General features: G+C 62.6%; 11 protein-coding genes. All 11 read right to left on the bottom strand.

Annotated features, from left to right (window positions below; genetic code table 11):
• Window positions 1-101 precede the first annotated feature (101 nt).
• Window positions 102-1079, bottom strand: a complete 978-nt coding sequence (locus tag ACW9I6_RS09715) for a LysR family transcriptional regulator (protein WP_457339229.1) — start codon at window positions 1077-1079, stop codon at window positions 102-104.
• A 50-nt stretch (window positions 1080-1129) separates the two neighbouring features.
• The gene (locus tag ACW9I6_RS09710) at window positions 1130-2065 is read right to left on the bottom strand and encodes a peptidylprolyl isomerase (RefSeq protein ID WP_457339228.1); all 936 of its coding nucleotides are present in this window, start codon (window positions 2063-2065) and stop codon (window positions 1130-1132) included.
• Window positions 2062-2544, bottom strand: coding sequence for a YbjN domain-containing protein (locus ACW9I6_RS09705; RefSeq protein ID WP_134326873.1), 483 nt, complete (start codon window positions 2542-2544; stop codon window positions 2062-2064). Before ACW9I6_RS09705 ends, ACW9I6_RS09710 begins: the two co-directional genes overlap by 4 nt.
• 20 nt (window positions 2545-2564) lie before the next feature.
• Complete coding sequence (locus tag ACW9I6_RS09700; RefSeq protein ID WP_008430322.1) at window positions 2565-3191, bottom strand: hypothetical protein; 627 nt, start codon at window positions 3189-3191, stop codon at window positions 2565-2567.
• Window positions 3192-3208: 17 nt separating this feature from the next.
• Window positions 3209-4906, bottom strand: a complete 1698-nt coding sequence (locus tag ACW9I6_RS09695) for a putative porin (protein ID WP_177028761.1) — start codon at window positions 4904-4906, stop codon at window positions 3209-3211.
• A 41-nt stretch (window positions 4907-4947) separates the two neighbouring features.
• Window positions 4948-5655: an energy transducer TonB family protein gene (locus tag ACW9I6_RS09690; protein WP_457339227.1), complete on the bottom strand. Its 708-nt coding sequence runs from the start codon at window positions 5653-5655 to the stop codon at window positions 4948-4950.
• 3 nt (window positions 5656-5658) lie between these two features.
• Window positions 5659-6084 (bottom strand): ExbD/TolR family protein, encoded by a 426-nt coding sequence (locus ACW9I6_RS09685; RefSeq protein WP_003211540.1) that lies wholly within the window; start codon window positions 6082-6084, stop codon window positions 5659-5661.
• A gap of 11 nt (window positions 6085-6095) precedes the next feature.
• A complete protein-coding gene (locus ACW9I6_RS09680; protein WP_457339226.1) occupies window positions 6096-7895 on the bottom strand; it encodes a DUF2341 domain-containing protein in 1800 nt (599 codons plus the stop codon).
• A gap of 24 nt (window positions 7896-7919) precedes the next feature.
• Window positions 7920-9518, bottom strand: a complete 1599-nt coding sequence (locus tag ACW9I6_RS09675; RefSeq protein ID WP_008430334.1) for a ShlB/FhaC/HecB family hemolysin secretion/activation protein — start codon at window positions 9516-9518, stop codon at window positions 7920-7922.
• Between the two features lie 59 nt (window positions 9519-9577).
• Complete coding sequence (locus tag ACW9I6_RS09670) at window positions 9578-10171, bottom strand: transposase (protein ID WP_087694077.1); 594 nt, start codon at window positions 10169-10171, stop codon at window positions 9578-9580.
• Window positions 10172-10690: 519 nt separating this feature from the next.
• Window positions 10691-11155, bottom strand: coding sequence for an Lrp/AsnC family transcriptional regulator (locus ACW9I6_RS09665; protein WP_032899475.1), 465 nt, complete (start codon window positions 11153-11155; stop codon window positions 10691-10693).
• Window positions 11156-11246 lie beyond the last annotated feature (91 nt).

Here is an 11246-nt window from a genome sequence, read left to right as displayed (position 1 = left end):
CTTTTGGTTACTTTTGGGGCGTTTGCCAAAAGTGACCCGCTGTAAGAGCGGAACCATAGGTGGCCGTTACCGCAGCAACGGATATGTACTCAATCAATCAATCAATCAAACCACTCCCCCCGCTCAAGAAACGTATTCCGAATCATCTCCACCACCCACCCCACCTCCAGCGGATGCCGCACATCAGCACTCACCCCCATCCAGACCTGCCGCTGCATCCCCTCCAGAAATACCCCATCCAACGCCGTCAACCCACGATCAAAACAACTCATGTACCGCGGCAACAACCCAATACACGCACTGCACCGAATCATCTCCAGCATCAGCGGATACGCTTCCACCCGCACCACCCCCGCCAGCCGCTGCTCCACCAGGCTATTCCACGGCCGCAGCGCCTCCACCTGCCGGTCCGGCTGCCACTGCACCAACATATAATCCGCAAGGTCTTCAATGCTGTCCGGCCGCACCGCCAACCGCGAATACCGCTTGGCAATATGCGGCGAATAATCCAACCGCGCCAACACCTCTGGCGCCCCAATGGCAAAACTCGGCCCCGCCCCCGGCGAATCCATCCCCGACAACCACACCACCACATCCGCATCCAGCGCCTGCAACCCCAACTCGCTGTCGATGGAAATGATCTCCAGCCGCACACTCGCATTGCGCCGCAACAGCGCAATCAGGTCCCGCCCCAGAATGTCATGCAGGATCGACTCGGCAACCGCCAGCCGAATCAACGGTTGCTCCAGCACCGGCAAGCGTCGCTCATGCGCCAGGGCAATCAACTGCGCCTGCAACTGCTGCCCTTCACGACTCAGGGCCAGGACATTGCCCTGATAGCTGAACAGCGAACGCCGCAGTTGCTCTTCCAGCTGCGCCAGGCGCTTGCGCAACTGCGTGGCCTTGATGTTGAGGCTGCGAGCCGCCTGCATGAAACACCCACAGCGGGCGCTGATCAGGAAATACTGCGCCACCTCGGGCTCGATCGCGGCCGCCAGGGCCAGCCAGGCCTCGCGGGATTCGGTCGACGCACGATAAGGCGCGACGCCGCGGGGTACAGCCGGTTCAACAAATACCATGGGAGACTCCCTGTCTGTGGGTACTGTGCATCCAATGCGGTGATACGGTTTTACTCCAGCACCTTGTTCAGCTCGGCGCCGTCGATACTCAAGGTCGCGGTATTGAGCATGCCTTCCAGGTAGGCCTTGGCAATCTGCTCCTGGCGTTGCGCACGCAAGGCCTCGGTCAGGCGGCCACGCAGTTCATCCAGCGTGGCCGTGCGCGCCGGTTGTTGCCCAGTGAGTTTGAGCACGTGAAAACCCGCCGCACTCTGCACCGGCTCCGACACCCCGCCCGTCTTGAGCCGCGCCACCACACCGCGCATTTCAGGCACCAATTGCTGCAATGGCTGCATCCCGGAATCGCCACCGCGCCGGGCGCTGTCGGGGTCCTGGGAATACTGGCTGGCCAGGGCGGCAAACTCGCCTGGCGAGGCCTGCGCCTTGCGGCTCAACTCCTGGGCCTGGCGGCGCACATTGTCGACGGTTTGCGGGTCGCTCACGGCCAGGAAAATCTGGCTGACCTGGTACAACGGCGGCGTCACCCATTGTGCCTTGCCGCTGTCATAGGCTTGCTGCAATTCGGCGGCGCTGGGGTAATCCGTCGGCACCTGGCTGACGGACAACATGTAGTCGCGAAACACGATCTGCTCGGTGGCGGCGCGGGTCTGTTGCTCCACCTCCGGGCGCTGCCGCCAGCCCTGGGCATCGGCCTGTTCAAGCACAGCCTTTTGCGCCAGGCGTGAACGCAGCCAGGTTTCCAGGGCACTGCGGTTGCCACGCAACTGCTCGCGGGTTTCCGCCGGCAAGGCGGCCAACACCGACGCGAGTTCGGCGAGGTCGATCTGCTGGTTGCCCAGGCGCGCCACCGCCGGCCCGTCCTTCACGGCCACCGGCGCCGGCTGCTGGGCTGCGACCGGGTCACTGCCCGGCCGCAGGCTCAACCCCACCGCGACCGCCAGCACCACCAGGGCGCCAGCGCCGACCACCAGGGCTGGTTTCTTCACAGTGCAGGCGCCTCTTCGCGCGCGTCGACAGCAGGCGCGGACCCGGCCTGGAGCTGGGCGGCTTGCTGGCTGTATTCACGCAGGTAGACGATGAATTCCTGCAGCAGGCGGTCCCACAATTCCAGCTGATTGCGCAAGTACGGCGCACCCACGCCGGCGGCCACCACGTCCATCTCCATCAGCAGGAACTCACCCTGCAACGACAACCGCGCAAAACGTCGGGAAGCGTTCCAGACCTGGGCCAGCCCCTCGGGCAATTCGCCCTGCACCCGCAGCGCGCAGCTGTAGGTGAAGTCCACGTAGCTGCCCTGCTCTGCCGCCGGGTTGCCGAAACGCACGGCGAAGCCGATGCCCTGGCTTGCGCTGAGCAATTGCACGATGCCGTTCTGCTCGGTCTGGTTGACCCGGTAGCCGGCTTCCTGCAGCAGCTCGGTCAAGGCTTGCGGGGTCACGCTGGTGATCAGTTGTACGTCGCTCATAGGGGTCTCTTCCTTGTCGATCAATGATTAGTGACGGTCTGTGGAGCATCGAACCGATTAAGGTAAAGGCCGTCACCAAAACCCTGGGCGAGTTCCTCGAACTTGACCCGGGTGCTGCTGGCGAACGGTTGGCGGATGCTCATCACGTCGGCCACGTCGATTTTTTCGTAGGCCGTCAGCAACTGCTGGGCCACGTCGTACATCTGTTGATTCTTGACTGAACATTGCTGCACTTGTGTGTCACGTTCCGTGAGTTGCGCCTGCAAGCGTGCGCGCTCGGTTTCTTTGCCCCGGGCGATTACCAGCAAGTCTTCATAGGCTTTCTTGAACTTGCCCACCTGCTCATTGCTCGCGGCCACCTGGGCCTGGGCCTGGCTGTGCAGGCTCTGTTGCTGGCCCACCAGTTGCTCGGCCACGCCACGGGTCTTTTCCAGTTCGGCGGTCAGTTGCTTGACCTGCGCCTGGGCCTGCTTGGCCTGGGTTTCGGCGGCGATGCGTGCGGCACTGGCCTGGGCCTGCTCGCTTTGCAGCGCCTGCAACTGCTGGGTGGTGCTGCGCAGCTGAGTGCGCAGGCGCTCCTCCATGCCTTCAGCCGAAGCGCCGGTGGTGACGAGCAGTAGAAGCAGGCCGCAAATTCGCGTGTTCATGAGCTTTCTCCGGCGCATCAGAAGCGCGTGTTGAGTTCCAGTTGCATGACATCCACTTCAAACGGCGCGCCATACACTTCGGAGGCGCTGAGCCAACGGGCACTGGCGTAGATGTTCTTGTCGAGGCCGTAGTTGGCGCCGATGAAATAGCCCTTGGCGTTGGTGCCGCCGAGGTGGAACGAGGAGTCGTTGAAGCCGTCCGGCAAGGCATCCGGCTGGATGTATTTGTAGCCGGCCAGCACGTTCCAATCGCCCTTCTTGCGCATCTCCAGCGCACTGCCGAGGGTGAACTGCACCAGCAGCGCATTGCCGCCACTTTCAAACTGGCCGTCGCTGTTGAGGTTGTTGACGATCTGGCCTTCGCTGCGCTTGAGCATCTCGCCCTTGTCGTAGGCCAGGTTGTGGATGAAGTTGGTCTGGCTGCGCAGCTTGAGGTCTTCCGGCAGCTCGCTGTCCCAGGCCAGGTTGAGGTCCAGCACATTGAACTTGGAGGCCAGGCCGACGAATTGCGGTTGCGGGGTCAGGCCAGGCGTTGCCGGGTTGGGGGTGATGTCTCGCAGCAGGAACACGCTGTTGCCCTTCTGCATGAAGGCCAGACGCGTGCCATCGGTATCGCACGCCGGCTGGCCGGCCCACGGCGAGCAAGGGCTGGAGCGTTCGCCCTGGATATCGCCGAAGTGGTAGTAGGCCATCGAGCCCTTCAGGCTGTTGCTGCGGTTGATCTTCCAGTCGGCGCCGATCTGCCCGCCGAACAGCCATTTGTTTTCGCTCTCGTCCTTGTCGAAGCCGTTGGTGGTGGCGGTGTCGGGACTGTATTCCACCGGGAACGCGCCGAGGGTGCCGAACAGGCCCCAGTCGCTGTTGAGCTTGTGGTTGAAGATCGCCGCCACACCGTCGAAGTTGAGGTCGCCGGAATACATCATGTCGGTGGAATAGAACGGGTTGGCAAAACGTCCGGCGGTCAGGGTCATGTAGTCGGTGGTCTTCCAGGTGAGGTAGCCCTGGTCGAGCCAGATGTCTTTCTTGCCGAAGCCGCCGCCCAGGGTCTGGGTGGTGGACACCGGGTTGTTGTCGTTGCCGGTGCCGAGGCGGATGCCGGCGGTCCATTCCGGCGAGATAACGGCTTTCATGCCCAGGCGGGCGCGCAGGCGGAACAGGTTCTCGCGGTCTTCGCGGGTGTTGAGCAGCGGCGGCAATTTGGTGTTGGTGTTCTTGTTCACGTCGTAGGGGCCGCTGTCGTTGAGCTTGGCGTAATCGACGATTTCATTGCTGTTGTTGCCCGAGAAATAGCGCGACTCATCCCGCAGGCGAATATCGCCGTCGAAGCTGATGCGCGAGACCCACTCCGGGAACGTGTTGGGCTGGGCCCAGTTTTCCTGCTTGGCGGTGGCCATGACCTCGGCCTTGACCTGGTCGCGAATCTGGTCGCGCACCGCTGCCGGCACGTACTGCACCCGCACATCGCCGGGGGCCGCAGTTGGACCTGCCGCTACTGCCGTGGCGGTGCTGGCCTGACGTGCCTGCTGAGCCTCTTTTTCAGCCTGGGCGATCAGCCCGTCGGCCTGTTCCTGCTTGAGCACACCTTGCTGCACCAGCAGGCGGATCAGGTTGATCGTGGCGTTTTCCGAAGGCGCGGCGGCGGCCGTCGCCTGGCCGACCAGGGTCGCGATGACCATGCCGACCGCCAGGGTCAATCGATTCACGTGGGAAATCATCTGCACACAACTCCTGTAGAAAACTGCAAAAAAGGGTTCGATCAATCCGGGCGCCGGCCCTTGAGGGACAGGCGTACCGGCAGGGTCATTGAGGCGGGTGTGCGTTCCTTCAGCCGCGGTGTGGCACGCAATGCGGCCAGCACCTGGGCGTCGGTGTCGGCGTCGCCGCTGGACTTGGCCAGCTCCACGCGCGTCACCTCGCCGTCTGCGCTCAGCCACAGGTCGGCCTGCACCGTGTAGGCCTTCTTGCGCAGCTCCGGGTCTTCCCGCAGCAGGCGCTGGAACACCCCGGCCAGGTACTGCTTGAACGTCCCGGTGCCGAGCCCGCCACCACCGGAACCGGCCATGCCGCCGCCCTTGCCGGCACCGATGTTGAAACCGTCGGTACCGGACTGCGCGTCGCCGTCGATCTGCATCGGGTTGGCCAGGTCGTCTGCTGGCGAAGGCGGTGCCTCTTCCTCGGGCTTGACCTCGTCGGGGGTCGGCGTGGGTTCCGGCTCGGGGACTTTCTCCTGCACCTCGGGCTCCGGTTCCTTGGGTTTTTCCGGCGGCGGTGGTGGCGGTGGTGGCAACGGAATAATCGTCGGCACCTTGGGCGCTTCACGGCGCACGCCACTCATGTCATAGGCCCACTGCCAGAGAAACCAGGCAGCCACGGCGCCCAGCAGCAGGCCAATGCCCCACTTCAGCGGGCGCAATGGCGGCTTGTTCTTGAGGGGCGTCGGCGCGATCGGCATCTGTGCGGTCATGACTCAGCCCTGGCTCGGTTTGCCGGTGACCAGCCCGACCTGGGACAGCTCCAGGCGACGCAGCAGGTCGAGCACTTCGATGACCTTCTGGTACTGCACCATGGCGTCGCCGCGCACGATCACCGGGAAGTCCGGGTTCAGCGCTTTCTCGATGCGCAGGCGCTCTTCCAGCTCAGGCAAGGTCACCGGGTAAGCGTCGAGAAACACCTGGCCGCCATCGTTCACCGAGATGGCCTTGGTCTTGGCCTCGGACAGCGATACCGAAGCACTGGCCTTGGGCAGGTGGATCTGGATCCCCGAGACCTGGGCGGTGGCGGTGAGGATAAACATCACCAACACCACCATCAGCACGTCCACCAGGGGCGTGATGTTGATGCTGTCGACGGGTGCGTCATCGTCATCGTCGTGGGAGGCATTCACGGAAGCCATGCTGATTCTCCTCAGGCCGGGACGTGGGCGTGGTGGTCGCGACGGTGCGCCGCTTCACTGTGCTGGCTCTCGCCGTGCATCTCCGCCAGGCGGGTGATGAACTCGTCGACGAACACGCGCATGTCGGCGCTGACTTCCTTGTTGCGGGTAATCAGGCGGTTGTAGCCAAACAGCGCGGGGATCGCGACAAACAGGCCCATGGCCGTGGCCAGCAAGGCCGCCGCCATACCCGGGGCGATGGCGTTGATGTTCACGTCGCCGGCCATCGCCGTGCCGAGGAACACCACCATGATCCCCAGCACGGTGCCGAGCAGGCCGATATACGGGCCACCGGCAATCGCGTTGGAGAGGGTCGACAGCTTGGCGCCGAGCTGCTGATTTTCCCGGGTACGCACGCCGTCCATGGAGCAGCGGATGGCTTCGATGGTGGCTGCCGAGACCGACGAGGTGTCGGCGCCCTGGGCGCGGCGAGTGCGGATTTCCTTGACCGCGACCCGGTACAGGCGCCACAGCGAGGAATGGGTCAGGCGCTCAGCCAGCAACGCGTCGTCGTAGTACATCTCCAGGCGCGTACCGATCTGTGCGAATTGCTCGCGGAAGATATCGTTGGCAGCACTCACGCGACTGACCTGGCGGTTCTTGCGGAGCATGATGAACCACGACTGGAACATCATCCCCACCAGCACCAGGATGATCATCCAGGCATCCACCGGCACCGCCTTGAGCAGGAACCCCAGGCTGCCGAAGCCGAAGCCCGACTGTTCTTCATCCACGCCATAGGCCACCAGTTTCGATTCGGCGCCCTGGGCCGTGGCATCGGCCAGCAACAGGGCTGCCGGGCGCGCGACCTTGGACAAGCGCAGTTCGTCCATGGCCCCGGTAAACGGCAGGTGCCCGCCGGCGGCTTCCGGCAAATCGGCACCGATGGCCAGTGGCGAATTGAACGCCGGCATCGCCACTGCGAGGGTCGCGGTCTCACGGCCGTTGACGTACAGCGAGACCTTGTCGCCCTCGGCGGTGAACGCCAGGTGCTGCCATTGGCCGGGGTTCAGCGGCTGGGTCGAGACGGCGCGCTGGCCGTCGATTTCAATAAACGGCATGCCCTGGTTCAAGCCCAGCAACAGGCTGTGGGCGCCCTCGCGACGGGCCACCACCACTTGCTCGCCGCTGGCCTGGTCGACCCGCAACCAGGCGCTGAAAGTGAAGGCGCCGCCCGCTGCGTGTTGCAGCGACGGGCTGGCTGGCAGCAGCAACGGCTGGCCACTGAACTGCAAGGCCCGGCCGATCACGCCGTCGATGCTCGCACCGGTAGCGTTCACGGCAGTGTTGCCGTAGGCCGTGGTGTCCCGGGGCGGCGTGCCGTTGGCGCCGTCGAAGTGGTAGAGCGCGGTGTAGTTCGGGTCGAAGGTCAACTGGCCGTTGGCGGTGGCCGGCGCCTTCTGGTTGCCGTAGTACATCCACAGGTCCTGGCGCTGGCCGCCTTCGACCTTGGGCACATCGACCCAGATCAGCGCCATGCCCATCAGCGGGTCGAAGCTTTCGATCTGGTGGTTGAACACGGTCTTGTCGTCGGCGCTGACAAAGCGCAGGTCGGCGCCGTCGTCCTTGACCCCGTCAAAGCTGAAGTTGCCGGTGTGCAGGCGCACCAGCAGCGCGGTGCGGCCCAGGGCCTGGCTGATGGCTGCGCCCTGGGAGGTGGTGTCCACCGTGATCTGTTTACGGTAGTGCCAATCGTCCTGCCACCAGGCATGGGCGGTGGCCGGGAGCGCGAAGCCCAGGCAGATCAACAGGCTCAGAAATAGGCGTTGCATGTCAGGAGTCTCCGAAAAAAGGGGTCAGAAAGTCGCCTGCACACTGAAGTGCAGTCGCGAGTCCTGTTTCTGGGTATTTGGGCCTTCAAGCAGCGGGTAGCCCCAATCCAGGCTGCCGGACAACCACTTGCTCAAACTGGCGCGGGTGCCGAGGCCGACACTGGCCAGGCTGTATTCGTCTTCCTGCTCGGGCAGCGGGTCATGCAGGCGCAGGCGTGCGCCTTCGGCAAACGCATAGAAGCGCCACTCCTGCACGTAGCTGCCGAGGAACTTGGCCAGGGACGGCGTGCGCAGCTCCTGGGACAACAGGTAGCCTTCGTCGCCGGTGCGCTCGGCGGCGAGATACCCGCGTACCGACGTAGCGCCGCCAGCGGAATATTGCTCGTTGGACACCAGCGGCCCCGAGGCCAGCTGGAAGCCGGCCTTGGACGCCGACTGCCAGTCGTTGCCGAAGGTGTAGGTGTAATTCAGGTCACCCTTGAGCACCGCAAAACTCGGGCTGGCCTTGTCACGCTTGTACTGGAACTCCTCGGCGTCGCTGCCGTAGCCGAAGAACGCGCGGGTACCCACCACCAGGCTCAAGCCCAGCCCCAATTGCGACTGCTCGGTGTAGCGGTAGCCGTTGTAGCCGAAGGTCAGCGGTGCGTACTTGAGCGGGATATCGTCCGTGCTGCCGCCAAACTTCATCTGCTCCTTGAAGTCCTTGAAGTCGACCCCGGCAGAGAACGAATTGGCCCAATTGCCACTGGCCGGCAGGCTGTAGATCGCCGACACGCCGTAGGAATGGCCCTTGCCCAACACGTTGCTGCCGCCGATGGTGGCGATGTTGCTGTCGGACTGATAACCGGAGAACTGCAGGCTCCAGCGATCAGTCAGCGGCGCGGTGTAGGAGCCCGACCAGACCTTGGCGTTGTCGCTGTCCTGGGGTGCGGTGAAGTACGTCAGGGAAATGCTGTGGCCCAGTTGCCAGAGGTTGTCGTAACCCAGGGTCGCGACGCTGCGCAGCTCCTTGGTGTCGGCGCTGTAGTCGTTGTTCAGGCCGAGGCTGGCGTGCCAGGGGTTCTGGTCTTCCACCTGCAGGTCGACGTCCATGGTGCCGGGGCGCTGGCCTTCGCGGACCAGCGGCGTGACCTGCCGCCCGGCGCTGCGATTGAGGCCGGCGAGTTGGGTTTGCACGCTGGTGAAATCCGGAACCGCGCCCTCCTTCAAGCCGGGTACTTCGTCGCGGATTTCCACCGGCGAATAGTGCTTGGCGCCGACCACGCGGACGCGCCCGACCTTGGTTTCGCTGACCTGCAGGTAGACGATTCCGTCATCGACCTTCTGCTCCGGCAGTTCGACGAACACCGACTGATAGCCGCGTGCCTGATAGATCTTCTGCAAGGCATCCCGGGCGCCTTCGATGTCGGCGAGGGTCTTTTGCGGGCCGAGAAACGGGTACACCGCCTCTTCGATCGCACGAGCGTCGAGCACGGTGTTGCCGCGCACGAAGTACTCGTTGACGTCCACCAGCCGTGCCGGAGGCTCGGGCTGGGTGCCCTGCTCTTCGGCCTGTAGCGGTTGCGCCAGTGCACCCAGCGTCAGCCAGCACAGCGCCAGCGTTGATTTGAACAGATGCTCCACACCGCCCCCTGGTTTACTCAAGATGATTGCCGTCGCCGTTTGCCCGGCGTTTGGCCTGTTCAATTGCTGGATATCGAGGTGTTGCCGTGCCGGGCGAGCCAGGTGTGCAGCAGGGCGAAGTTCAGGGAGAACTCCGGCATGTGCAGCAAGGCGCCACAGAACACTTCACCGATGATTTTCTGGATCAACTGCACCGCCTGCGGGTTGTTCAGGAACGTGGCGATGTCGCGTTGCAGGAGGTTGATGCCCCAGACTTTCTGGTTCAGGTCGAGGCCGACGAACCAGCGGAACAGCAGGTTGTAGTTGAGTTGTTCGTGCAGTTGCTGTTCGTTGGGGACTGAGTACAGGAGTTGCAGCAGCAGGATCTGCAAGACGGTCTGGGGGGCGATCTGGGTGCCGGGTTGGGCCTGGAGCAGGTCGCGGTGGAGGTCGAGGATGTCGTCGATCTGCGGGCGCAGCAAGACCAGTGAATGGCCTGCGGGGATGTAGCTGGAGACTTCCTTGAGCGCGCCTTGCCAGTCGTCCTGGGAGACGATCCATACCCACGGTGCGCCATAGCGGTAGACCGAGACCGGTTTTTTGCGTGCGGCTTCGACGATCTTTGACAGGCGCTGGTCGAGCTCCTGCATGCCGACTTTCGAGTAACGTTCCATAGTTCCCATTCGCCCCACTCCTGGCATCCTGCTTGCGGCTCTGACGTCGCCTTTTTTGGCGGTGTTGAGCGCGTTACATAGCCAAGACGGGGGTCGCTGGGGACTACCGAACTTTTGTCATAAAAGCTTCTTTTTTGGGGCGGGGTGAGGTGGGCATATCCGTTGCTGCGGTCAGGGCTGGTATTGGTTCCGCTCTTACAGCGGCTCACTTTTGGAGTGTTGTGAAGCAAAATCAAAAGTCAAAGCGGGCACGGTTCAAATGTGGGAGCTGGCTTGCCTGCGATGGCATCGCCTCGGTGTATCTGAAAAACCGAGTTGTCTGCATCGCAGGCAAGCCAGCTCCCACAGAAAAGCAGAACCACGGAGTGCGGGCATGCCGAGCCTAGGCGAGGCATCGAGTGGTGGGGCAGAGACCTTTTGGTTACTTTTGGCTGGGCCGGCATTCCGGGCGTTTGCCAAAAGTGACCTGCTGTAAGAGCGGAACCATAAGCGGCCGTTACCGAAGAAACGGATATGTACTCAAACCAAAGACCCCGGCAACGGCAACTCATAAGACTTCTTAACCGTCCGCACCACCAAAGTAGACGAATAAGTACGAATCGGAATATCCCGATAAATCTCTAAAAACCGATAGATATAATCAGTGTACTCAGTGGCATCCCGAAACTTCGCCACCATCACAAAATCAAACTCCCCGGTCAGCAGATAACAGTCCTGAATCTCCGGATGACTCGCCAGGATATGCTGCATCTTGCGGTCGATATCATTGCTGTCCCTATCAAGCTTGATCAGGAAGAACGCCGTAACCTGAATCCCAAGCTTGCGCTCATCCAGCACCGCCACCTTGGCCTTGATAATCCCGACACTCTCCAACCGCCTGATACGCCGGTAACAACTGGTTGAAGACAGCCCGACACTGTCACTCAACAACTCCAGACTCTGACTGCAATCCCTTTGCAATTTCCCCAGAATCTTCAAATCCATGGCATCTGTCATTTTTTCCATATCTTCCTTGAAAAAACTGCAATGAATCCACCGTAAACACCCACCAATTTGCACAAATCCTGCGCGGTGG

The organism is Pseudomonas sp. SDO5522_S412, from assembly GCF_054071215.1.
The sequence above is the reverse complement of the archived record's forward strand: the minus strand, read 5'-3'. Positions and strand labels throughout refer to the sequence as shown.

Coding starts and splice junctions, on each gene's coding strand:
- ACW9I6_RS09715 (WP_457339229.1), bottom strand. CDS start 1,079: ATGGTATTTGTTGAACCGGCTGTACCCCGCGGCGTCGCGCCTTATCGT.
- ACW9I6_RS09705 (WP_134326873.1), bottom strand. CDS start 2,544: ATGAGCGACGTACAACTGATCACCAGCGTGACCCCGCAAGCCTTGACC.
- ACW9I6_RS09700 (WP_008430322.1), bottom strand. CDS start 3,191: ATGAACACGCGAATTTGCGGCCTGCTTCTACTGCTCGTCACCACCGGC.
- ACW9I6_RS09695 (WP_177028761.1), bottom strand. CDS start 4,906: ATGATTTCCCACGTGAATCGATTGACCCTGGCGGTCGGCATGGTCATC.
- ACW9I6_RS09690 (WP_457339227.1), bottom strand. CDS start 5,655: ATGACCGCACAGATGCCGATCGCGCCGACGCCCCTCAAGAACAAGCCG.
- ACW9I6_RS09685 (WP_003211540.1), bottom strand. CDS start 6,084: ATGGCTTCCGTGAATGCCTCCCACGACGATGACGATGACGCACCCGTC.
- ACW9I6_RS09680 (WP_457339226.1), bottom strand. CDS start 7,895: ATGCAACGCCTATTTCTGAGCCTGTTGATCTGCCTGGGCTTCGCGCTC.
- ACW9I6_RS09670 (WP_087694077.1), bottom strand. CDS start 10,171: ATGGAACGTTACTCGAAAGTCGGCATGCAGGAGCTCGACCAGCGCCTG.
- ACW9I6_RS09665 (WP_032899475.1), bottom strand. CDS start 11,155: ATGGATTTGAAGATTCTGGGGAAATTGCAAAGGGATTGCAGTCAGAGT.